Below are 21,200 nucleotides of genomic sequence, written 5' to 3' on the forward strand. Positions count from 1 at the left end.
GGGGGCCCCGCTTTATCTTTCAACCTACCCCTCAGGGCGCGCGCAGTTCTCCCTTGGCGATCTTGTCGGCGTCGGAGCCGGCGGGGGCCACGGGAATCGTCGAGAGGTCGATGATGTAGGGCTGCTCCACCGAGCCGAAGGTGGCGGTGGCCTTGCCCTTGAAGATGCCCTTGCCCGCGACGTCCGGCGTGTGGAGCCGTCCGTCGTTCAGCGCCTGGTCCGACATGGGGTCGGATTCGCTGGTGGAGGGGACGCGGAACTGCTCCTGGTTGGGGCCGCAGACCACGATCTCGCCGGCGCGGGTGGGAGCGGCGCAGCGGTTGCGGATCTTGTCGGGGGTGATGCGCCCCGCCGCGCCGATCATCTTTTCCGCGATCGCGCGGTCCTCCTCGGAGGGGGAGGAAGTCTGTGCGGGATTCGATTGCGCCATCGCCGGGACGGGGGCGATTATTGCGGCCGCGAAAACGTAGAGCCAGCTTCTCGACAATTCAAATTCCTCTGTCTAAGCGGTTTTAAACCCTTCCTCCCTGGATTAATCCGGAGTGAACATGTCCGAAAACACGACCCCCGCCAGCAAAGTACTCGACCGCGTCCTGGTCCTTGAAATGGTGCGCGTTACCGAAGCTGCCGCCATCGCCGCGTCCCACCTCATTGGCCGCGGCGACGAGAAGGCCGCCGATCATGCAGCTGTCGAAGCAATGCGCAAGGCTTTTGACACGCTGTACATGGACGGCACGGTCGTGATCGGCGAGGGCGAACGCGACGAGGCCCCGATGCTGTTCATCGGCGAGAAGGTCGGCGGCGCGCCCGGCAAGGGTCCGAAGATCGACATCGCGCTCGATCCGCTCGAAGGCACCACGATCACCGCCAAGGCGGGGCCGAACTCGCTGGCGGTGCTCGCGGCTGCGGAAGAGGGCGGCCTGCTCAACGCGCCCGACGTCTACATGGACAAGCTCGCGGTCGGCCCCGGCTACCCCGAAGGCATCATCGACCTGAACCGGACCCCGACCGAGAACGTCACGGCGGTGGCCGCCGCCAAGGGCGTGAAGCCGGAAGACATCATCGTCTGCGTGCTCGACCGTCCCCGCCACGAGGCGCTGATCGCCGAGCTGCGCGGCATCGGCTGCGGCGTCGTGCTGATCGGTGACGGCGACGTCGCGGGCGTCATCGCGGTGACCGACGAGGACACCACGATCGACATGTACATGGGTTCGGGCGGCGCGCCCGAGGGCGTGCTCGCCGCGGCCGCGCTGCGCTGCGTGGGCGGCCAGTTCAACGGCCGCCTGCTGTTCCGCAACGACGACGAGCGCGCCCGCGCCCGCAAGTGGGGCATCGAGGACCTGGGCAAGGTCTACAAGCTCCACGACCTCGCCAAGGGCGACTGCATCTTCGCGGCGACCGGCGTCACCAGCGGCTCGCTGCTCGAAGGCGTGAAGCGCCGCAAGGGCGGCAAGATGACCACCGAGAGCGTGGTCATGCGCGCCAGCTCGGGCACCGTGCGCTGGATCAAGGGCGAACACCGGATCTGATCGGGCCGCAGGGGCGATTCCGAAAAGGCCGGCTCCGGAAAATCGGGGCCGGCCTTTTCGTTTGCCGGCAATGCGTTGGGCCGCGAAAGCCGCATCCTTTGGCGCACAAACCGGGCCCGACTATTGCAATCCGGCGACACCGGGCTACAGGGCCGGTCCCAACGACCGACCGCCAGGAACCGTCACGGGGATTCGCCAAATGAAGATCATGTCCGGCAACAGCAACATGCCGCTCGCCCGCGCCATCGCGGGTTATCTCGAGCTGCCGCTCACCGATGCCAGCGTGCGCCGGTTCGCCGACGAGGAAATCTTCGTCGAGATCCATGAGAACGTGCGCGGCGAGGACGTCTTCGTCGTCCAGCCCACCGCCTTCCCGGCGAACGACAACCTGATGGAACTGCTGATCTGCATCGACGCGCTGCGCCGGGCCTCGGCCAAGCGCATCACGGCCGTCGTCCCCTACTTCGGCTACGCTCGCCAGGACCGCAAGCCCGGCCCGCGCACCCCGATCTCGGCCAAGCTGGTCGCCAACCTGATGACCGAAGCCGGGGCCGACCGCGTCCTCTCGGTCGACCTGCACGCCGGGCAGATCCAGGGCTTCTTCGACATCCCGACCGACAACCTGTTCGCCGCGCCGGTCATGGCCGCCGACATCCAGGCACGCTACGGCGACCAGTCGCTGATGGTGGTCTCGCCCGACGTCGGCGGCGTGGTGCGAGCCCGCGCGCTCGCCAAGCGGCTCGACAACGCGCCGCTCTCGATCGTCGACAAGCGCCGCGACAAGCCCGGCCAGTCCGAGGTCATGAACATCATCGGCGACGTCAAGGGCCGCGCCTGCATCCTGATCGACGACATCATCGATTCGGGCGGCACCCTGTGCAACGCCGCGCAGGCGCTGATGAACGAGGGCGCCGCCAGCGTCACCGCCTACATCACCCACGGCGTGCTCTCCGGCGCGGCGGTGTCGCGCGTCACCAATTCGGCGCTCAAGGAACTGGTGATCACCGATTCGATCCAGGCCACCGACGCCGCCAAGGACTCGGACAAGATCCGCATCCTGACGATCGCGCCCCTGATCGGCGAGGCCATCCGCCGCATCGCCGACGAAAGCTCGGTCTCCAGCCTGTTCGACTGAGGTCAGGGCGGGAGCTGTTACGGCGGCCCCGCGCTCGGCAGGCATTTCGCCATCCCGTGAGGGGGTGCCGGCGGGGCTTCGTGCTCAATTAAAAATCCTCGTCATCCCCGCGAAGGCGGGGATCCATCTCTCGCCGGTGCGACCGGGCAGGGCATCAGCTGGGTTCCCGCCTGCGCGGGAATGACGGGAGATTCGCGGACCGTCTTCCCGCGCCCCTCACTCCCAGGGCCGCGCCTGTCCCGGCTCGATGCGGTGCAGCGCTTCCAGCCGGCGGGCCTGGCGCGATTCGAGCGCCAGCGTCAGGATCGGCTGCGGCGTCCTGACGAACTGGCGCGGCGACATGCCGAACAGCTCGGTGAACTCGTGGATGAGGTGGCTTTCGTCGTAATAGCGCAGCGCCATCTCCTCGCCCTCGTTCTTGTCGGCGACGCCGCGCAGATGGCTCGCCATGTCGAGCGCGCGGGCGCGGCGCAGGACCTGCTTGGGCGCCATGCCGAAGTCGCGGCTGATGATGCGCTCCAGCTTGCGGCGGTCCACCCCGCAGGCGGCGGCGGCGGCGCTCACCGACATGCCCGGGTCGCGGAAGGTGATCTCCTCGAACTGCGAGGTGATGGGGTCGGGCAGGCGCCCGCCCATGTGCTCGACCCGCTTGCGCACCATGCCCTCGATCGCCTGCAGCCACTGTTCCGGAGAGCCGTCCGCGTCGAGAATGTCGAGGATGCGGCTCGACGGACTGGCGACCATCCCGGTCGGCACCAGCATGTCGATGAAGTCGCCGACGCGCGGCCCGTGCAGCGCGGTGCAGGCGCCGGGCCGGATCGCCATGCCGACGCTGATGAAGCTGCCGGTGACCGCAATCGGCATCCGGCGGGACTGCGGGCCGAAGAAGAGCGCCTCGCGCTGAGAGGTGACGACCCCGGCGGCGGTCTCGGCCCGCCATTCGCCGGCCAGCTGGATGCGCACGACGGCGGTGTCGTTGAACACGCCGCACGACAGCGTGTAGTCGGCGGGGGCCTGCACGATGGTCACATAGAGCCGGGCGATCCACGGCGCGAGGTCGAGCGCCGGCGCGCGGTTGTACGACAGCGGTTGTCCGTCTTTTGTCACACCCTGTTGCGGCGCGATCCGGGGATCGACCGCCGGGCGGTTCTTGCGCTGCATGCCCACTCCAGCCGCGAATGCCCTGTAACGCAGATAAGCGGCCAGTAGAGGCGCGGCAATGCAGGAAAACTCACAAGTTCCGTTAGAATTGTCGGTATCGGACAAACCCCGGGATTTACTTCGGGACCTTGACCGCATCGGGCCGGTGCGGGCAGGGAAGCGCCATGAAGATCGAACACGACATCGCTCTCGCCCTCAGGCTCGCCGATGCGGCGGGCGAGGCGATTCGCCCGCACTTCCGCACAGGCCTCGCCGGCGACCGCAAGGACGACGCCTCGCCCGTCACCGTGGCCGACCGCGCGGCGGAAGAGGCGATGCGCCGCATCCTCAAGGCCGAAGCCGCGCGCGATACCATCATCGGTGAGGAATTCGGCACCGAGCAGGGCACCTCGAACCGCACCTGGGTGCTCGACCCGATCGACGGCACCGTCTCGTTCCTCGGCGGGCGGCCGGTGTTCGGCACGCTCATTGCGCTGCTGGTCGACGGCTGGCCGGTGCTCGGCGTCATCGACCAGCCGATCCTGCGCGAGCGCTGGGTCGGCGCCAGCGGCCATCCCACCACCTTCAACGGCCAGGAAGTGCGCACCCGCCCCTGCCGCGCGCTGTCCGACGCGATGATGGCGACCACCGGCCCGCAGTACTTCGACGACCACCAGGGCGACCATTTCATGGCGCTGGCGGCGAAGACCGATCACAAGCGCCTGATGTTCGGCGGCGACTGCTACAACTACGGCCTGCTCGCCAGCGGCCACATCGACCTCGTCTGCGAGGCCGGGCTCAAGCTCCACGACTGGGCGGCGCTGGTTCCGATCGTCGAAGGCGCCGGCGGCACCATGTGCGACTGGAACGGCGAGCCGCTCAACATCGAATCGGGCGGCGAGGTGCTGGCGATCGGCGATCCCGCGCGGCTCGAGGACGTGGTCGAGGCGATGGCCTGCCACCACCACCACTGACGCCGTGGCGCGCGTGCTGCGGCTGTTCGTCTACGGCACGCTCCAGCCGCAGGGCGGCACCGCGATGGGCGACTGGATCGCGGCGCGGCTGGTGCGCAAAGAACCCGCCAGCGCGCCGGGGCGGCTCTTCGCCATCGGCGGCGCAGGCGGCTGGTACCCGGCGCTGCTGCCTGCCCGAGGCGGCGGCCGGGTGCGCGGGACCTTGTGCGACCTGCGACTGAGGCCCGGCGAACTGACCCGGCTCGACCGTTACGAGGGCCGCGAGTACCGGCGCGTCGCGGCCCGCGTCCGGACGGCATCGGGCCGGCGGCTCGCGGCGCAGCTTTACCTGTGGCGCATCCCGCTGCTCCCGGGAGCGCCCGGCATCGGCGGCGGCGATTTTCTCGGCTGGCTGCGCGCGCGGCGGCTCCGGGCGTTCTCCTGAGCAAGGCGCTTGCCTTTCGGCCGACCGTACACTAAGGGCCGCGACTTCAATCGACACGGATGAATTTCCTTCGGGAGATTCGCGGGTCGGCCTGGCGAAAAGGGCTGCCAAGGCCGGCGGGACGTGTCCCTGACCAAGGAGACGAAAATGCCCAAGCTGAAGACCAAGAGCGGCGTGAAGAAGCGCTTTCGCCTCACCGCGACCGGCAAGGTAAAGCATGGCGTGGCCGGCAAGCGCCACCGCCTGATGAACCACAACGGTAAGTACATCCGCCAGAATCGCCGGACCGACGTCATCTCCGATGCCGACGCCAAGACGATCAAGAAGTGGGCGCCCTACGGGCTCAACTGAGGAGTACTGACCGATGAGCCGTATCAAGAGGGGTGTTACCACCCGCGCCAAGCATAAGCGGATCCTGGAACAGGCCAAGGGCTACCGGGGCCGCCGCAAGAACACCATCCGCGTCGCACGCCAGGCCGTCGAAAAGGCCGGCCAGTATGCGTACCGCGACCGCAAGATCAAGAAGCGCACCTTCCGCGCGCTCTGGATCCAGCGCATCAACGCTGCCGTCCGCGCCGAAGGTCTGACCTACTCGCAGTTCATCCACGGCACCAAGCTGGCCGGGATCGAACTCGATCGCAAGACCATGGCCGACCTCGCCATGAACGAAGGCGGCGTGTTTAGCACCGTCATCGCGCAGGCGAAGGCAGCACTGCCCGCGGCGGCGTAATCCGCCAAGGCACGAAGGTCTCGCTTCACAGCGCGATTTCAAGGGCGTGGATGGCTGGTGCCGTCCGCGCCCTTTTCGCGTCTGCTTTCCGGATTGGAGAGGGTTTCACGCGGAGGCGCGGAGAAGAACAAGATTGGTATCACGCAGAGACGCAGAGGCGCAGAGGGGTTGCGCTTGCGGCGAAGCCGCCTTCGTATCGGCGCCGCGTGTGCCGCAAGGTCGGCAAGGAGAGAAAGCGACCATCTCTGCGTCCCTGCGTCTCTGCGTGAAATCCTCTTGCGTTGCGATCTACGCCTCTTCTCCCTAAGGAGCGCGGGGCCGAAGCATCAGATGGGTTCCCGCCTTCGCGGGAATGACGAGTTTTTTGGGGTAAGTATCGTGCTTGATATCGACCAGGTGATCGCGCAGATCGACGGAGCCGGAACGCTGGAAGCGCTGGAAACCCTACGTATCCAGTACCTCGGCAAGCAGGGCTCGATCTCGGGCCTGCTCAAGACGCTGGGCGCCATGAGCCCGGAGCAGCGCCAGGTCGAGGGGCCGAAGATCCAGGCCCTGCGCGAAGGCGCGAGCGCCGCCATCGCCGCCCGCAAGGACGCACTGGAAACCGCCGCGCTCGACGCGCGCCTGGCGTCCGAGACGATCGACCTCTCGCTCCCCGCGCCCGCCGCGCCGCGCGGGTCGGTGCATCCGATCTCGCAGGTCATGGACGAGCTGGCGGAAATCTTCGCCGACCTCGGCTTCGCGGTCGCCACCGGGCCAGAGATCGAGGACGACTGGCACAACTTCACCGCGCTCAACATGCCCGAGAGCCATCCGGCCCGGGCGATGCACGACACGTTCTACTTCCCCGACCGCAATGACGACGGCCGCGAGATTCTGCTGCGCACGCATACCTCGCCGGTCCAGATCCGCACGATGCTCAAGCAGGGCGCGCCGCTGCGGATCGTCGCGCCGGGCCGCGTCTACCGCTCGGACAGCGACGCCACGCATACCCCGATGTTCCACCAGATCGAGGGCCTCGTCATCGACAAGGGCATCCATCTGGGCCACCTCAAGTGGACGCTGGAAGTCTTCCTCAAGGCCTTCTTCGAGCGCGACGACATCGTCCTGCGCCTACGCCCCAGCTACTTCCCCTTCACCGAGCCTTCGGTCGAGGTCGACGTCGGCTATGCCAACGCCGGCGGCCGCCGCGTCGTCGGCGGGTCGGGCGATGCGCCGGGCCATGCCTGGATGGAAGTGCTGGGCAGCGGCATGGTAAACCGCCACGTCATCGCGGCGGGCGGCATCGACCCCGAGGAATGGCAGGGCTTCGCCTTCGGCATCGGCGTCGATCGCCTCGCCATGCTCAAGTACGGCATGGACGACCTGCGCGCCTTCTTCGACGGCGATGTGCGCTGGGCCTCCCACTACGGATTCTCCGCCCTGGACGTGCCGACCCTTTCGGGCGGCGTCGGCACCCCGGTCTGAGCGGAAAGGATAAGACATGAAGTTCTCGCTCTCCTGGCTCAGGCAGTACCTGGAAACCGAAGCGTCGATCGAAGAGATCGCCGCGAAGCTCAACGCCATCGGCCTCGAAGTCGAAGGCGTCGAGGACCCGGCCGAAAAGCTCGCCGGCTTCCGCGTCGCCAAGGTGCTCACCGCCGCGCGTCATCCTGACGCCGACAAGCTGCAGGTCCTCTCCGTCGATACCGGCGAAGGCGCCCCGCTGCAGGTCGTGTGCGGCGCGCCCAACGCGCGCGCCGGCATGATCGGCGTGCTCGGCCTGCCCGGTGCGACGGTGCCGGCGAACGGCATGGTGCTGCGCAAATCCGCCATCCGCGGCGTCGAATCGAACGGCATGATGTGCTCGACGCGCGAGCTGGAGCTGGGCGAGGACCACGACGGCATCATCGAATTGCCGCAGGACGCGCCCGTCGGCACGCCCTTCGCGCAGTACCACGGCGCCGACCCGGTCATCGACGTGGCGATCACCCCCAACCGCCCCGACTGCATGGGCCTCTACGGCATCGCCCGCGACCTCGCGGCGGCGGGCCTCGGTACACTCAAGCCGATCGAGGCGCTGGAGATCGCCGGCAGCTTCCCCTGCCCGGTCGAAATCCGCATCGAGGATGCCGAGGGCTGCCCGGCCTTCTACGGCCGCGTCATCAGGGGCGTGACGAACGGCCCCTCGCCGCAGTGGCTGCAGGACCGGCTCAAGTCCGCCGGCCAGCGGTCGATCTCGGCGCTGGTCGACGCGACCAACTACGTGATGCTCGCCTATGGCCGCCCGGCGCACGCCTACGACCTCGCCAAACTGAACGGCGCCGTCGTGGCGCGCCGCGCAGGTGAGGGCGAGAGCGTCGTCGCGCTGAACGAGAAGACCTACACGCTCGATGCCGAAATGACGGTGATCGCCGATGAGGCAGGCGTCCACGACATCGCCGGCATCATGGGCGGCGCGCACTCGGGCTGCGGGGACGACACCACCGACATCCTGCTCGAAATCGCCTACTTCGACCCCGAACGGATCGCCAGGACGGGCCGCAAGCTCAACCTGACTTCCGACGCGCGCGGCCGGTTCGAGCGCGGGATCGACCCCAATTTCCTCGACACCGGCCTCGCCCACCTGACCCAGCTGATCCAGACGCTCTGCGGCGGCGAGGCATCCGAAGTGGTGCGCGTCGGCGCGGCGCCGGCCACCCCGAAGATCGTCCACTTCGCGCCTTCGCTGGTCGAGAAGCTGGGCAGCGTCACCGTCGCACCGGGCGAGCAGCAGCGCATCCTCGAAAGCCTCGGCTTCGCGGTGGTCGCGAGCGAGGAGCAGGGCGCGCTGAGCTGGGCGGTCACCGTCCCCGGCTGGCGCCCGGACATCGACGGCGCCGCTGATCTCGTTGAGGAAGTCGTGCGCATCCACGGCCTCGACAAGGTCGAGAGCGTGCCGCTGCCGCGCGCCGAGGGCGTCGCCCGCCCCACGGCCACGCCGGCGCAGACGCTGGAGCGCCGCGTGCGCCGCGCCGCCGCCGCGCGCGGGCTGCAGGAGGCCGTGACCTGGTCGTTCCTGCCCGAGGCTGCGGCGCAGGCCTTCGCGGAGGAGGACCTGTGGGTGCTCGCCAACCCGATCAGCGAGGACATGAAGGCGATGCGGCCCTCGCTGCTGCCGGGCCTGCTGATGGCCGCAAAGCGCAACCTCGATCGCGGCGCGTCGTCGCTGCGGCTGTTCGAAGTGGGCCGCCGCTACCTGCGCGGCGCAGGCGGCGCCAGCGACGAGCGTCTGGCGCTCGGCCTGGTCCTCGCGGGCGAGAAGACCGCGCGCGGCTGGGCCACCGGCAAGGCCGCCGCCTTCGACGCCTATGACGCCAAGGCCGAAGTCGTGGCGCTGCTCGCCGAGGCCGGCGCCCCGGTCGACAAGCTGCAGGTCATGGGCGAGGCGGGGCCGCAGTTCCACCCCGGCCAGTCGGCTACGCTGCGCCTCGGCCCCAAGACCGTGCTCGCGCGCTTCGGGATGCTCCATCCCAGGCTGGCGAAGCAGTTCGACGTCGAGGGGCCGGTCGCCGTGGCGGAGATCCATCTCGACGCCATTCCGGCCCGCAAGGGCGCGGCCAGCTTCGCGCGCGTGTCCTACGCGCCGCCGGTGCTGCAGGCGGTGACGCGCGACTACGCCTTCCTGGTGCCTGCGGCATTGCCCGCCGGAGACCTGCTGCGCGTTGTGCAGGGCGCGGACAAGGCCAACATCGTCGCCGCGCGCCTGTTCGACGACTTCCGGGGGCAGGGCGTTCCCGAGGGGCAGAAGTCGCTGGCGCTCGAAGTCACGCTCCAGCCGCTCGACAAGAGCTACAAGGACGAGGACATCAAGGCCATCGGCGACAGGGTGACCGCCGCCGCCGCCAAGCTCGGCGCGGTGCTGCGGGGCTGACGAAACGGGAGATCGCCGGTGACTGACATGGATTTCACGACCATCTCTTCCGGCGATCTCACCGCCCGGATCAACCCGCTCGGCGCCGAGCTGTGGTCGCTGACCGACAGCCACGGCCGCGGGTACATGACCGATGCCGACCCGGCGTTCTGGACCGGGCACGCGCCGCTGCTGTTCCCGATCGTCGGCGCCCTGAACGGCGACCGCTACCGCGTCGATGGCCGTGAATACACGCTCAAGAAGCATGGTTTTGCCCGTCGCTCGCAGTTCGAGGTGGTCGAGGCCGGACCGGACCACGCCCTCTTCCGCCTGACGGACAGCGCAGCGACGCGCGCGGTCTACCCCTTCGCCTTCGTACTCGACATGGCGTTCCGCATAGGCCCTGACGGCCTGCACATGGAGGCGCGCGTCTCCAACCCCGGCGACGAACCGCTGCCCTTCAGCTTCGGCTTCCACCCCGCCTTCGCCTGGCCGCTGCCCGGCGGCGCCGCCAAGGCCGACCACGCGGTCGCCTTCGAGCAGGGCGAGCCCCAGCCCATCCGTCGCATCGAGCCCGCCAGCGGCCTCGTCCTGCCCGAGCCCGTCGCCACGCCGGTCGAAGGTCACCTGCTCTGCCCCGACGCCGCACAGTTCGAGGCCGACGCGCTGATCTGGGACCGCCTTTCCAGCCGCGCGCTGACCTTCGGCGCGGCGGGGGCGACGCAACTGGCGATCGCCTTCCCCGATACGCCGATGCTCGGCATCTGGCAGAAGCCCGGCGCCGCCTACCTGTGCATCGAGCCCTGGCAGGGCATCGCCGACCCGCTCGGCTACACCGGCGACTTCCGGGCAAAACCGGGCGTCATCACCCTGCCGCCGGGCGAATCGCGCAGCTTCCGCATGGATGTGGCCGTCCTCTCGGCCGATTGAAGGAAACCGACATGAAGACCGTACTCGTCACCGGCGCCACTTCGGGAATCGGCGAAGCCTGCGCGCGGGCCTTCGTCGCCGCCGGCTGGCGCGTCGTGGGGACAGGCCGCCGCGCCGAGCGGCTGCAGGGCCTTGCCGATGAACTCGGCCCTGACCGCTTCCAGCCCTGCGTGTTCGACGTGCGCGACGAGGCCGCCCGCGATGGGGCGCTGGCGGCGCTTCCGGGTGCGTTCGCCGAGATCGACTGCCTCGTGAACAACGCCGGCCTCGCGCTCGGCGCGGCGCCGGCGCAGCAGGCGGACCTCGCCGACTGGAAGACGATGATCGACACCAACGTGGTCGCGCTCGCCTCGCTGACACACAAGCTGCTGCCGGGGCTGATTGCCCGCAAGGGCGCGATCGTCATGCTGTCCTCGGTGGCGGCGACCTATCCCTACACCGGCGGCAACGTCTACGGCGGCACCAAGGCCTTTGTGCGCCAGTTCGCGCTCGGCCTGCGCTCCGACCTCTCGGGCACCGGGGTGCGCGTGACCTCGATCGAGCCGGGCATGGTCGAGACCGAGTTCACCGTCGTGCGCAACGGCGGCGACCAGGGCGCTTCGGACAATTTCTACGCGGGCGTGAACCCGCTGACCGGCGAGGATATTGCCGAGACCGTGCTGTGGGTCGCCTCGCAGCCGGGGCATGTGAACATCAACACGCTGGAGCTGATGCCGGTGAACCAGTCGTTCGCCGGGTTTCAGGTCGCGCGCGAGGGGTAAGGGGAAGTTTGCTCCCCACCCTTCGCGGGGATGACGGGGACTAGGGCGTGCAATGAGCGCGCGAGGCCACAGCGCGCGCGGGCGACGACAGTAACGGGGTCTGGGGCTATGGCCCCAGGTCTTCCCCCTGGCTTCTTCCCCTGTTGCCGCGCGGGCCCAGCGCAACTAAAGCGCGCCGATGAGCAATTCCCACCATTCCTCGCGGCGTACCTTCGCGATCATCTCGCATCCCGACGCCGGCAAGACCACGCTGACCGAGAAGCTCCTGCTGCAGGGCGGCGCGATCCACCTGGCCGGACAGGTCAAGGCGCGCGGCGCGGCGCGGCGGGCGCGGTCGGACTGGATGAAGATCGAGCAGCAGCGCGGCATCTCGGTGACCAGCTCGGTGATGACCTTCGAGCGGGACGGGATCACCTTCAACCTGCTCGACACGCCGGGCCACGAGGATTTCTCGGAGGATACCTACCGCACGCTCACCGCGGTCGATTCGGCGATCATGGTGATCGACGCGGCCAAGGGCATCGAGCCGCAGACGCGCAAGCTGTTCGAGGTCTGCCGCCTGCGCTCGGTGCCGATCATCACCTTCATCAACAAGGTCGATCGCGAGGGCCGCGCCTGCTTCGACCTGCTCGACGAAGTGGCCGACATGCTGGCGCTCGACGTCTGTCCGATGTCCTGGCCGGTCGGCATGGGCGGCGTGTTCGAGGGCATCCTCGACATCGCCAGCGGCCGGATCAGCCGTCCCGAGGGGCCGCGCAAGGAATTCCTCGGCCACGTCGACGAGGGCGCGGCGCTGCCCGGTGCAGTCGCCGAGGAACTGGAGCTGGCGGTGGCCGGCTACCCCGAGTTCGATCTCGAGCACTACCGCGCCGGTAACCTGACGCCGGTCTACTTCGGCTCGGCGCTCAAGAACTTCGGCATTTCCGAGCTGATCGACGCGATCGCGAAGCTCGCCCCGCCGCCGCGCCCGCAGGCCTCGGACCAGGGCACGATCGAGCCCGGCTTCAAGGAAGTCACCGGCTTCATCTTCAAGGTCCAGGCCAACATGGACCCCATGCACCGCGACCGCATCGCGTTCATGCGGCTGGTTTCGGGCACCTTCAAGCGCGGCATGAAGCTGACGCCCTCGGGGCTGGGCAAGCCGATCGCGATCCATTCGCCGATCCTGTTCTTCGCGCAGGACCGCGAACTGGCCGACAGCGCCGAGCCGGGCGACATCATCGGCATTCCCAACCACGGCACCCTGCGCGTGGGCGACACCCTGTCGGAGCGCAACGACGTACGCTTCATCGGGCTGCCCAACTTCGCGCCGGAAATCCTGCGCCGCGTCCAGCTCAAGGACCCGACCAAGACCAAGCAGCTGAGGAAGGCGCTCGACGATCTGTCGGAAGAGGGCGTGATCCAGGTGTTCTACCCGGAGATCGGTTCGCAATGGATCGTCGGCGTGGTCGGACAGCTGCAGCTCGACGTGCTGATCTCCCGCCTCGAGGCCGAGTACAAGGTCGAGGCGATGCTCGAGGCCTCGCCGTTCGACACCGCGCGCTGGATCAAGGGCGATGAAAAGGCGCTGCGCGACTTCGCCGAGATCAACAAGATGAACCTGGCCAAAGACCGCGACGGCGACCCGGTGTTCATGGCCCGCTCGTCGTGGGACGTGAACTACCAGCAGGAGCGCAATCCCGAACTCGCCTTCAGCGCGACCAAGGAACGCTGAGTGCACGCTAACTGGGCGCTAACGGCACCTTAAACGCACCTGATCGGACCGATACGGAACCCGGCGGGGCTCCGGCGGATTGTCACCAGGGCCAAGCCATCGGATGTCCGCGTTGCAGATCAAGTTCGCCAGCTACAACATCCACAAGGCCGTCGGGCTCGACCGGCGGCGCGATCCCGAGCGCATTCTGACGGTGCTGCGCGAGATCGACGCGGATGTCGTCGCGCTGCAGGAGGTCGACCGCCGCTACGGCCGGCGCATGGCGGTGCTGCCGCTCGACGTGATCCACTCCGCGACCGACTACGTGCCGGTGCCGATGTCGATGAAGCCCGACAGCCTCGGCTGGCACGGCAATGCCATCCTCGTGCGCAAGGGCATCGAACTGGTCGAGGCGGCGCCGGTGCCGCTGCCGGTGCTCGAGCCGCGCGGCGCCATCCGCGCCGACCTGCGGATCGAGGGGCGGCTGCTGCGGGTGGTGGGCATGCACCTCGACCTTTCGGGCCTCAGGCGGCGCCATCAGGTCCGCAGCGTGCTCTCGCACTGCGCCGATTGCGCCGAGCGGGTGCCGACGGTGATGATGGGCGACCTCAATGAGTGGGCGCAGCGCGGCGGCTGCCTTCGCGAGTTCGACGACGCTTGGCGCGTGCTTGCGCCTGGCCGCAGTTTTCCCTCGCGCCGACCGATGGCCTTGCTCGACCGGATCGTCATCTCGCGCGAATGGGAAGTGCTGGGAACCGATGTGCATCGGAGCCCGTTATCCGCAACGGGCTCCGACCATTTGCCGGTCTATGCCTCGCTCGCGTTGCCTAAAATTTAGGCACGTGCACAGGAATCGAGCGATACTACGTGTATTTCCCTCGACGTGCGGTTTGTTCTGCTTCTGAAACGCCGCGAAAACTTACCAACCGGTAAAATGGCACACCCTTTGCATTGCATATCCGAAGCCGGCGCTGGGGCCGGTGGCAAACAGGGGATAGGCATGAAGTTCATCATAGCCATCATCAAGCCCTTCAAGCTCGACGAAGTCCGGGAGGCGCTCGGGGCAATCGGCGTTGCCGGGATGACCGTGTCCGAGGTGAAGGGTTTTGGTCGGCAGAAGGGCCAGACGGAAATCTACCGCGGCGCCGAATATTCGACCAACATGCTGCCGAAGGTGAAGATCGAGGTCGCAGCACCCGATGACCTCGCGCCCAAGATCGTGGAAACGATCCAGCAGGTCGCGAGCACCGAAGCCATCGGCGACGGCAAGATCTTCGTCCTCGACCTGGCCTCGGCAGTGCGCATCCGCACCGGCGAAGCCGGCGACACCGCGCTTTGAGGGGGATTTCCATGATGAACCGCAAGCTTATCAGCGGCGCCGGCGCGATCGCGTCGCTGTTTGCCGCCCTGCCTGCCTGGGCGCAGGAAGCGGCAGCCGCCGCTCCGGCCGCCCCGGTGCCCAACCCCGGCAACAACGCCTGGATGATGACATCGACCGTCCTGGTCATGATGATGATCCTTCCCGGCCTCGCGCTCTTCTACGGCGGCCTCACCCGCTCGAAGAACATGCTTTCGACGATGACCCAGATCGGCGGCGCCGCGGCGCTGGCCATGCTGATGTGGGTGATCTTCGGCTATGGCCTCGCCTTCGGTCCCGAGGGCAACCAGTTCATCAGCTGGGGCAAGTTCTTCCTCGCCGGCATCACGCCTGACTCGACCGCCGCGACCTTCTCGGACGAGGTGATATCCGAATACATCTTCGTCTGCTTCCAGATGACCTTCTCGGCGATCACCGTCGCCCTGGTCCTGGGCTCGGTCGTTGAGCGCATGAAATTCTCGGCCGTGATGGCCTTCACCTTCGTGTGGCTGCTGCTCGTGTACTACCCGATCGCGCACATGGTCTGGGAAGCGCGCGGCGTGTTCTTCGTCATGGGGGCCCTCGATTTCGCGGGCGGCACCGTCGTTCACATCAACGCGGGCGTCTCGGCGCTGGTCGCTGCCCTGATCCTGGGCAAGCGCAAGGGCTATCCGAGCGAGCCGATGCCGCCGCACTCGCTGACGCTGACGTTCGTCGGCACTGGCCTGCTGTGGGTGGGCTGGTTCGGCTTCAACGCCGGTTCGGCTCTGGAAGCCAATGGTTCGGCCGCTCTCGCCATGATCAACACGTTCGTCGCCACCGCTTCGGCTGGCCTGTTCTGGATGCTTGCCGAGAAATTCTCGGGCCACAAGGGCTCGGCGCTCGGCTACTGCTCGGGCATCATCGCCGGCCTCGTCGCCATCACGCCTGCGGCCGGTAACGCCGGTCCGTTCGGTGCGATCGTGCTGGGCGCAGTCGCCTCGATCATCTGCTTCATCTTCGTCTCGAAGGTCAAGCCGGCTCTCGGCTACGACGACTCGCTCGACGCCTTCGGCATCCACGGCGTGGGCGGCATTGTCGGCGCCATCGGCACCGGCATCGTCTATGCCCCGTCGCTCGGTGGCCCTGGCCCCGCAGACTTCAACATGGGCGGTCAGCTCGTGACGCAGGTCTCGGCGGTTGCGGCGACCATCGTCTTGGCGGTCGTCGGCACCACGATCGCCATGTACGTCGCCAAGGCCATCACCGGCCTGCGGGTCTCTCCGGAAGTCGAATCCGATGGTCTCGACATCGGCGAACACGGCGAACGCGCCTACAACTGAGTTCATTTCCACAGTTTGGCGGCGGCGGGTACTTCTCCTCTCCTCCTATTCGTCGTCGCCAACCGATGTTCCTCCTGCGAACACAAACTATGAAGGGCCGGAGCCAGCCGCTCCGGCCCCTTTTTTATGTCCATGGCGGAGGTATCCGCGAAAACCTTGTGGTCCGCTCACGCCTATGGGAAGCTGCGCCGGGCAGGTTCCGGCACGCAATTTCGGGCACACGGGGGGAGGGCGCATGAAATACGTCACGGCCATCATCAAGCCGTTCAAGTTCACCGAGGTGAAGGACGCGCTGAGCGCCGCCGGAGTGTCCGGGCTGACGGTGTCGGAAGTCAGCGGCTACGGACGCCAGAAAGGCCAGACCGAAATCTACCGCGGCGCCGAATATGCGAAAAGCATGCTGCCCAAGGTCCGCATCGAAGTGGCTGTGCCCGATTCGCTGGAGAGCAGGGTGGTCGAGATCATCCGCCAGTACGCCAACAACGACGAGATCGGCGACGGCAAGATCTTCGTCTTCCCCCTGGCACAGGCGGTGCGGATCCGCACCGGCGAGCAGGGTGACGATGCCCTGTGATTTAGGCGACCGGCGGCGGAAACGGTCCGAACGCCGGTCGCGGCGCGTCAGCCTCCTGCCGAAAGCATGTCTATCAATTGGCGAATCGGCGTGACGTCGTAGCCCGCGCCGGCCGCTTTCGAGGCGATCACCGCCGGGCTGTCCCCGGCCTTGGCGCGGGCCAGGGCCCACAGCAGCGTCGAGCGCGTGCCCGACCGGCAATAGGCCAGCACCGGACCGTCGATGGCCAGCGCCTGTTCCATCGCATCGACCTGCGTCTGGCTGAAACCGGAATGGGTGACGGGAATCGCGACGTAGTCGATCCCGGCCGCCCGCGCGGCGGCCTCGATTTCGTCACCCGGGGTCTGGTCGTCGCTCTCGCCTTCGGGGCGATTGTTGATGATCCGCACGATCCCGAGGGCCGCGGCTTCGGCGATCGCGTCGGTGCCGATCTGCGGGCTGGCGAAGACGGTGTCGGTGATCTGGCGGAACATGGCCTGCATTCTCCGGTATGATTCCTTGTCGACGGGCAGCCCGCCGTTGCGGTCATCAAGACGTTCGAGACCGAACAGGCAAGCCAAAACCGTGGCTTCAAATCGAATATTCCACCGAACCAGACCCAAAAGGGCGCGTATTTCCGTTCGCTATTGATAACGGACTCGTGTAAGAGACGTGATCGCAGGAGAGCGCCGGGCCACGCCCGGTCGCTTTGTCTGAGGCTCGGCGTGCTACGTCCACACGTCCGGGCGAATGCTTATGGGGCGCAGCGAAGGTACGTTCGTAGACATGGGTTTTGACAGAGGTCGTCGCGGAAGGGGACGCGACAAGCGGGATCGGTTTGGAGAGGACGAGTTCGACCCGTTCTTTGCCGGACAGGATCGTTTCGGCGGCGGCGGTGGCGGTGATCGCTTCAGCGGTGGCGGCGGAGGCGGTGATCGCTTCGGCGGCGGCGGTGGTGGCGGCTTCGGCGGCGGTGATCGCTTCGGCGGTGGCGGCGGCGGTGGCGGTTTCCGCAGCGGCGGTGGCGGCGGCTTCGGCGGCGGTCCGCGCGGCGGTGGCGGCGGCGGTATGCCTGCCCAGGTCGTCGGCCAGGGCCGCGGCGTCGTGAAGTTCTTCAACGCAGCCAAGGGCTTCGGTTTCATCCAGCGCGAAGAAGGCGGCGATGATGTGTTCGTTCACATCAGCTCGGTGGAGCGCGCCGGTCTCGAAGGGCTGGCGGAAGGTCAGCAGCTCGAATTCCAGCTCGTCGATCGCGGCGGCAAGGTCTCGGCCACCGACCTGTCGGTCGTGGGTGACGTGATCCCTGTCGCCAAGCGTGAGCCGGCCGCACCGCAGCGCGAGCTGACCGGTGAAAAGGCCACCGGCACGGTGAAGTTCTTCAACTCCATGAAGGGCTTCGGCTTCATCACCCGTGATGATGGCCAGCCGGACGCATTCGTGCATATCAGCGCGGTGGAACGCTCGGGCCTGTCCGGCCTGAACGAAGGCGACCGGGTGGAGTTCGACATCGAGGTCGATCGACGAGGCAAGTACTCGGCGGTCAACCTGAAGGCGCTCCAGGCCTGACCTTGCCTGCACTGATCCCGGTCGTTTGACCGGAGGACTGCAAACATCTAAATGCGCGCAAATGGCGGTCCGATGGGGCCGCCATTTGTCGTTTGCGATCTTCACACGCTGAATCTGTTTCGAGGATAACCGACATGTCGATCACTCCGCTGATGCCCGTCTACCCCCGGTGCGACGTTCGTCCCGTTCGCGGTGAGCATTGCCACCTGATCAGCGACGATGGCCGTCGTTTCCTCGACTTCGCCAGCGGCATCGCGGTCAACGCGCTCGGCCATTCGCACCCCGGCCTGATCGGCGCGATCCAGAAGCAGGCCGAGACGCTGATGCACGTGTCCAACCTCTATGGCAGCCCCCAGGGCGAGGCCGCGGCGCAGCGGCTGGTCGACCTGACGTTCGCGGACACCGTGTTCTTCACCAATTCGGGCGCGGAGGCGGTGGAATGCGCGATCAAGACTGCGCGCGCCTATCACCAGTCGGCCGGCAACGACCACAAGTTCGAACTCATCACTTTCAACAACGCCTTCCACGGCCGCACAATGGCGACCATCAGCGCATCGAGCCAGGAGAAGATGCACAAGGGCTTTCTGCCGCTGCTGCCCGGTTTCAAGTATGTCGAATTCAACGATCTCGAGGCCGCGAAGGCCGCGATCGGTCCGAACACGGCGGGGTTCCTGGTCGAGCCGATCCAGGGTGAAGGCGGCATCCGCATCGCTTCCGATGAATTTCTCCAGGGCCTGCGCGCGCTGTGCGACGAGCATGACCTGATGCTGGTGCTCGACGAGGTCCAGAGCGGCGTCGGCCGTGCCGGCACGCTCTACGCCTACGAGCAGTACGGCATCGAACCCGACATCCTCTCGACCGCCAAGGCGATCGGCGGCGGCTTCCCCGTCGGTGCCTGCCTCGCGACCGAAAAGGCTGCGCGGGGCATGACCGCCGGCACCCATGGTTCGACCTACGGCGGCAATCCCTTCGCCATGGCGGCGATCGGCGCGGTGCTGGACGTGATCCCCGACGAGGCGTTTCTCGCCGACGTGCGCGCCAAGGGTGAGCGCATCAGGGCGCGGCTCGAGCAGTTCATCGGCAACTACCCCGATCTCTTCGAACTGGTGCGCGGGCGCGGGCTGTTCATCGGCCTCAAGATGAAGGTCGAGCCACGTCCCTTCGTCGCCCACATGCGTGACAACCACCAACTCCTTACGGTCTCGGCCGGGGACAACGTGGTGCGTATCCTGCCGCCGCTGGTGATCGACGACAGCCACATCGACGAATTCATGGACAAGCTCTCTGCCGCCGCGGCGAGCTACCAGCCGGAAGAGGTTGCCTGATGGCCAGGGATTTCGTCGACCTGACCGACGCGGGCGGCGACGCGATCGCCGCGATGATCAACGATGCGATCGACCGCAAGGCGGCGCGCCAGGCATGGCCGAAGGGCCGTGCCGATGCGGATGCGCCTCTAGCCGGGCAGGTGCTGGCGATGATCTTCGAGAAGAACTCGACCCGCACCCGTGTCTCGTTCGACATGGCGATGCGCCAGTTGGGCGGCTCGGCGCTGATCCTGGAATCGGGAAGCACCCAGCTGGGACGCGGCGAATCGATCGCGGACACCGCGCGCGTACTCAGCCGCATGGTGGATGCGATCATGATACGCACCGACGACCATGCAAAGATCGAGGAATTGGCGCACTACGCCGAAGTGCCGGTGATCAACGGCCTGACCGACCTGTCGCACCCGTGCCAGATCGTCGCCGATTTGCTCACGATAGTGGAGCGCGGCTTCGCGCTTCCAGGGCTGCAGGTGGCGTGGCTGGGGGATGGCAACAACGTCGCCAATTCGCTGGTCGAGGCGGCGGGGTTGATGAAGTTCACGATCCGTCTCGGCGGCCCGGCAGGCTACGAGGCCGACGCCGGCTTCATTGCGCGTGCGCGGGCGGCTGGCGGGGAAGTCATCCTGACGCAGGACCCGCGCGCGGCGGTGGCAGGCGCGCAGGTCGTCGTTACCGACACCTGGGTCTCGATGGGCCAGGCGGGCGGCGAAATCCACATTGCCGCGATGCAGCCCTACCAGGTCGATGCATCGCTGATGGCGATTGCCGATCCGGGCGCGATATTCCTTCACTGTCTTCCTGCGCATCGCGGCGAGGAAGTGACCGACGAGGTCATGGACGGCCCCCGGTCGGCGGTCTGGGACGAAGCGGAGAACCGCATCCACGCGCAGAAGTCCGTGCTTCTCTGGGCGCTGGGCAAGCTGTGATCGACGACGATCTCCTGCGCCGCGACGACACCGGCTTCGACCGGGTGCTGGCCTTCACCCTGCATGCGCGCCACGCGCGCGGCCGGCTGGTGCGGCTGGGACCCGTGCTGGAGACGGTGCTCTCCGCGCATGACTATCCCCGGGCGGTCAAGCATGTCCTGGCCGAGGCGCTGGTCCTGACTGCGCTGATGGGATCGTTGCTCAAGGAGGAAGGTGCGCAGATCACCTTCCAGGCGCAGGCCGAAGGCGGCGCGGTGGACCTGCTGGTCTGCGACTATCGCGGCGGCGAGGTTCGCGGTTACTTGCGCCATGATCCGGAAAAGGTCGAGGCATTGGAGCAGGACTGCTCGCTGCAGGCGATCTTCGGCACCGGATACCTGGCGATCACGTTCGATCTGGCGGTGACGGGTGAGCGGTATCAGGGGGTCGTGCCGCTGGAAGGTGCTTCGCTGGCCCATGCCTGCGAGAACTACTTCGCCCAGTCCGAACAGGTCCCGACGCTGATCCGTATCGCGGTGCGTTCCAATGGCACCCGTTGCGTGGCGGGTGGCCTGTTGGTCCAGCACTTCCCCGATGGCGAGGAAGGCAAGGAGCGGCTGCATGCGAAGGACGATCATCCCGACTGGGAGCACGTCGCCATCCTGGCCGCCAGCGTGCAGGAAGCGGAACTGGTCGACCCGGTACTCAACCTCGAGCAGCTGCTTTGGCGCCTGTTCCACGAGGAAGAGGAGGTGCGCGTGGAGCCCCTGGCGCTGCTGGAACGCGGTTGCCGCTGCAGCGTCGAGCATTACCTGGGTATCCTCTCCAGCTTCCCTGAAGACCAGAGGGCCGAAATGCGCGACGAGGACGGGACGATCCCGGTGGACTGCGCCTTCTGCTCGAAGATCCTGCGCATCCCGGCCTGAACGCTTCCCGGTAGTCTGCCGGAATGGCCGCGTTCCCGCCGCGCGCTTGAATTTCGTGC

Annotated in this window: 22 protein-coding genes; 19 read left to right on the top strand and 3 right to left on the bottom strand. The window is 67.3% G+C overall.

Annotated elements, in window-relative coordinates; translation table 11 throughout:
- Nucleotides 1–31: 31 nt before the first annotated feature.
- Nucleotides 32–487, bottom strand: coding sequence for a hypothetical protein (locus tag AC07M9_RS00620; protein WP_494880465.1), 456 nt, complete (start codon nt 485–487; stop codon nt 32–34).
- Nucleotides 488–548: 61 nt separating this feature from the next.
- Here AC07M9_RS00620 and glpX point away from each other — a divergent pair, with 61 nt between their 5' ends.
- Together glpX and AC07M9_RS00630 are read left to right on the top strand one after the other, a co-directional pair.
- Nucleotides 549–1,529, top strand: coding sequence for a class II fructose-bisphosphatase (glpX, locus tag AC07M9_RS00625; protein ID WP_494880467.1), 981 nt, complete (start codon nt 549–551; stop codon nt 1,527–1,529).
- A 199-nt stretch (nt 1,530–1,728) separates the two neighbouring features.
- Nucleotides 1,729–2,664 carry a ribose-phosphate pyrophosphokinase gene (locus AC07M9_RS00630; RefSeq protein ID WP_494880469.1) on the top strand — a complete coding sequence of 312 codons (936 nt, stop codon included), beginning with the start codon at nt 1,729–1,731 and terminating at the stop codon, nt 2,662–2,664.
- Nucleotides 2,665–2,880: 216 nt separating this feature from the next.
- Here the strand turns inward: AC07M9_RS00630 and AC07M9_RS00635 are convergent, their stop codons facing one another.
- Nucleotides 2,881–3,825, bottom strand: coding sequence for a helix-turn-helix domain-containing protein (locus AC07M9_RS00635; RefSeq protein WP_494880471.1), 945 nt, complete (start codon nt 3,823–3,825; stop codon nt 2,881–2,883).
- A gap of 164 nt (nt 3,826–3,989) precedes the next feature.
- Here AC07M9_RS00635 and AC07M9_RS00640 point away from each other — a divergent pair, with 164 nt between their 5' ends.
- The 13 genes from AC07M9_RS00640 to AC07M9_RS00700 all read left to right on the top strand — a co-directional run bounded on the left by AC07M9_RS00640 (nt 3,990) and on the right by AC07M9_RS00700 (nt 16,440).
- Nucleotides 3,990–4,778, top strand: a complete 789-nt coding sequence (locus AC07M9_RS00640; RefSeq protein ID WP_494880473.1) for an inositol monophosphatase family protein — start codon at nt 3,990–3,992, stop codon at nt 4,776–4,778.
- Between the two features lie 13 nt (nt 4,779–4,791).
- Complete coding sequence (locus AC07M9_RS00645; protein WP_494880475.1) at nt 4,792–5,202, top strand: gamma-glutamylcyclotransferase family protein; 411 nt, start codon at nt 4,792–4,794, stop codon at nt 5,200–5,202.
- 147 nt (nt 5,203–5,349) lie between these two features.
- Complete coding sequence (gene rpmI / locus AC07M9_RS00650; protein WP_007687520.1) at nt 5,350–5,553, top strand: 50S ribosomal protein L35; 204 nt, start codon at nt 5,350–5,352, stop codon at nt 5,551–5,553.
- Between the two features lie 13 nt (nt 5,554–5,566).
- On the top strand, nt 5,567–5,932 hold the full coding sequence (rplT, locus tag AC07M9_RS00655; RefSeq protein ID WP_007687519.1) for a 50S ribosomal protein L20: 366 nt from the start codon (nt 5,567–5,569) through the stop codon (nt 5,930–5,932).
- Nucleotides 5,933–6,310: 378 nt separating this feature from the next.
- Nucleotides 6,311–7,399 carry a phenylalanine--tRNA ligase subunit alpha gene (gene pheS, locus AC07M9_RS00660; protein ID WP_494880476.1) on the top strand — a complete coding sequence of 363 codons (1,089 nt, stop codon included), beginning with the start codon at nt 6,311–6,313 and terminating at the stop codon, nt 7,397–7,399.
- Nucleotides 7,400–7,415: 16 nt separating this feature from the next.
- The gene (pheT, locus tag AC07M9_RS00665) at nt 7,416–9,824 is read left to right on the top strand and encodes a phenylalanine--tRNA ligase subunit beta (protein ID WP_494880478.1); all 2,409 of its coding nucleotides are present in this window, start codon (nt 7,416–7,418) and stop codon (nt 9,822–9,824) included.
- 27 nt (nt 9,825–9,851) lie between these two features.
- The gene (locus tag AC07M9_RS00670; RefSeq protein WP_494883852.1) at nt 9,852–10,733 is read left to right on the top strand and encodes an aldose 1-epimerase family protein; all 882 of its coding nucleotides are present in this window, start codon (nt 9,852–9,854) and stop codon (nt 10,731–10,733) included.
- An 11-nt stretch (nt 10,734–10,744) separates the two neighbouring features.
- Entirely contained in the window at nt 10,745–11,494 is a 750-nt protein-coding gene (locus tag AC07M9_RS00675; RefSeq protein WP_494880480.1) for an SDR family NAD(P)-dependent oxidoreductase, read from the top strand.
- Between the two features lie 178 nt (nt 11,495–11,672).
- Entirely contained in the window at nt 11,673–13,208 is a 1,536-nt protein-coding gene (locus AC07M9_RS00680) for a peptide chain release factor 3 (protein ID WP_494880482.1), read from the top strand.
- Nucleotides 13,209–13,320: 112 nt separating this feature from the next.
- The gene (locus tag AC07M9_RS00685) at nt 13,321–14,025 is read left to right on the top strand and encodes an endonuclease/exonuclease/phosphatase family protein (protein WP_494880484.1); all 705 of its coding nucleotides are present in this window, start codon (nt 13,321–13,323) and stop codon (nt 14,023–14,025) included.
- 162 nt (nt 14,026–14,187) lie between these two features.
- Nucleotides 14,188–14,526, top strand: a complete 339-nt coding sequence (locus AC07M9_RS00690) for a P-II family nitrogen regulator (protein ID WP_007687500.1) — start codon at nt 14,188–14,190, stop codon at nt 14,524–14,526.
- A 14-nt stretch (nt 14,527–14,540) separates the two neighbouring features.
- On the top strand, nt 14,541–15,866 hold the full coding sequence (locus AC07M9_RS00695) for an ammonium transporter (RefSeq protein WP_494880485.1): 1,326 nt from the start codon (nt 14,541–14,543) through the stop codon (nt 15,864–15,866).
- Between the two features lie 235 nt (nt 15,867–16,101).
- On the top strand, nt 16,102–16,440 hold the full coding sequence (locus tag AC07M9_RS00700; protein ID WP_494880486.1) for a P-II family nitrogen regulator: 339 nt from the start codon (nt 16,102–16,104) through the stop codon (nt 16,438–16,440).
- A gap of 47 nt (nt 16,441–16,487) precedes the next feature.
- Here AC07M9_RS00700 and AC07M9_RS00705 read toward each other — a convergent pair whose 3' ends face one another.
- The gene (locus AC07M9_RS00705; RefSeq protein WP_494883853.1) at nt 16,488–16,913 is read right to left on the bottom strand and encodes a protein tyrosine phosphatase family protein; all 426 of its coding nucleotides are present in this window, start codon (nt 16,911–16,913) and stop codon (nt 16,488–16,490) included.
- Between the two features lie 292 nt (nt 16,914–17,205).
- Between AC07M9_RS00705 and AC07M9_RS00710 the strand changes: the two genes are divergently transcribed.
- From AC07M9_RS00710 to hslO, 4 genes are all read left to right on the top strand, one after another.
- A complete protein-coding gene (locus AC07M9_RS00710) occupies nt 17,206–17,985 on the top strand; it encodes a cold-shock protein (protein WP_494880487.1) in 780 nt (259 codons plus the stop codon).
- Nucleotides 17,986–18,119: 134 nt separating this feature from the next.
- Nucleotides 18,120–19,310 (top strand): aspartate aminotransferase family protein, encoded by a 1,191-nt coding sequence (locus AC07M9_RS00715; protein WP_494880488.1) that lies wholly within the window; start codon nt 18,120–18,122, stop codon nt 19,308–19,310.
- Nucleotides 19,310–20,236, top strand: coding sequence for an ornithine carbamoyltransferase (gene argF / locus AC07M9_RS00720; protein WP_494880489.1), 927 nt, complete (start codon nt 19,310–19,312; stop codon nt 20,234–20,236). The genes AC07M9_RS00715 and argF overlap by 1 nt, the downstream gene beginning before the upstream one ends.
- A complete protein-coding gene (gene hslO / locus AC07M9_RS00725; RefSeq protein ID WP_494880490.1) occupies nt 20,233–21,141 on the top strand; it encodes an Hsp33 family molecular chaperone HslO in 909 nt (302 codons plus the stop codon). Before argF ends, hslO begins: the two co-directional genes overlap by 4 nt.
- The last annotated feature ends 59 nt before the right edge of the window (nt 21,142–21,200 follow it).

The organism is Novosphingobium sp. GW821-FHT09E05 (assembly GCF_059416165.1).

Bases quoted from the DNA above. Each gene is read 5' to 3' on its own strand.
- AC07M9_RS00695 (WP_494880485.1), top strand. From the start codon at position 14,541: ATGAACCGCAAGCTTATCAGCGGCGCCGGCGCGATCGCGTCGCTGTTT.
- AC07M9_RS00680 (WP_494880482.1), top strand. From the start codon at position 11,673: ATGAGCAATTCCCACCATTCCTCGCGGCGTACCTTCGCGATCATCTCG.
- AC07M9_RS00640 (WP_494880473.1), top strand. From the start codon at position 3,990: ATGAAGATCGAACACGACATCGCTCTCGCCCTCAGGCTCGCCGATGCG.
- rpmI (WP_007687520.1), top strand. From the start codon at position 5,350: ATGCCCAAGCTGAAGACCAAGAGCGGCGTGAAGAAGCGCTTTCGCCTC.
- argF (WP_494880489.1), top strand. From the start codon at position 19,310: ATGGCCAGGGATTTCGTCGACCTGACCGACGCGGGCGGCGACGCGATC.
- AC07M9_RS00705 (WP_494883853.1), bottom strand. From the start codon at position 16,913: ATGTTCCGCCAGATCACCGACACCGTCTTCGCCAGCCCGCAGATCGGC.
- AC07M9_RS00670 (WP_494883852.1), top strand. From the start codon at position 9,852: ATGGATTTCACGACCATCTCTTCCGGCGATCTCACCGCCCGGATCAAC.
- AC07M9_RS00690 (WP_007687500.1), top strand. From the start codon at position 14,188: ATGAAGTTCATCATAGCCATCATCAAGCCCTTCAAGCTCGACGAAGTC.
- pheT (WP_494880478.1), top strand. From the start codon at position 7,416: ATGAAGTTCTCGCTCTCCTGGCTCAGGCAGTACCTGGAAACCGAAGCG.
- AC07M9_RS00635 (WP_494880471.1), bottom strand. From the start codon at position 3,825: ATGCAGCGCAAGAACCGCCCGGCGGTCGATCCCCGGATCGCGCCGCAA.
- AC07M9_RS00630 (WP_494880469.1), top strand. From the start codon at position 1,729: ATGAAGATCATGTCCGGCAACAGCAACATGCCGCTCGCCCGCGCCATC.
- glpX (WP_494880467.1), top strand. From the start codon at position 549: ATGTCCGAAAACACGACCCCCGCCAGCAAAGTACTCGACCGCGTCCTG.
- AC07M9_RS00715 (WP_494880488.1), top strand. From the start codon at position 18,120: ATGTCGATCACTCCGCTGATGCCCGTCTACCCCCGGTGCGACGTTCGT.
- AC07M9_RS00710 (WP_494880487.1), top strand. From the start codon at position 17,206: ATGGGTTTTGACAGAGGTCGTCGCGGAAGGGGACGCGACAAGCGGGAT.
- AC07M9_RS00700 (WP_494880486.1), top strand. From the start codon at position 16,102: ATGAAATACGTCACGGCCATCATCAAGCCGTTCAAGTTCACCGAGGTG.
- AC07M9_RS00675 (WP_494880480.1), top strand. From the start codon at position 10,745: ATGAAGACCGTACTCGTCACCGGCGCCACTTCGGGAATCGGCGAAGCC.
- rplT (WP_007687519.1), top strand. From the start codon at position 5,567: ATGAGCCGTATCAAGAGGGGTGTTACCACCCGCGCCAAGCATAAGCGG.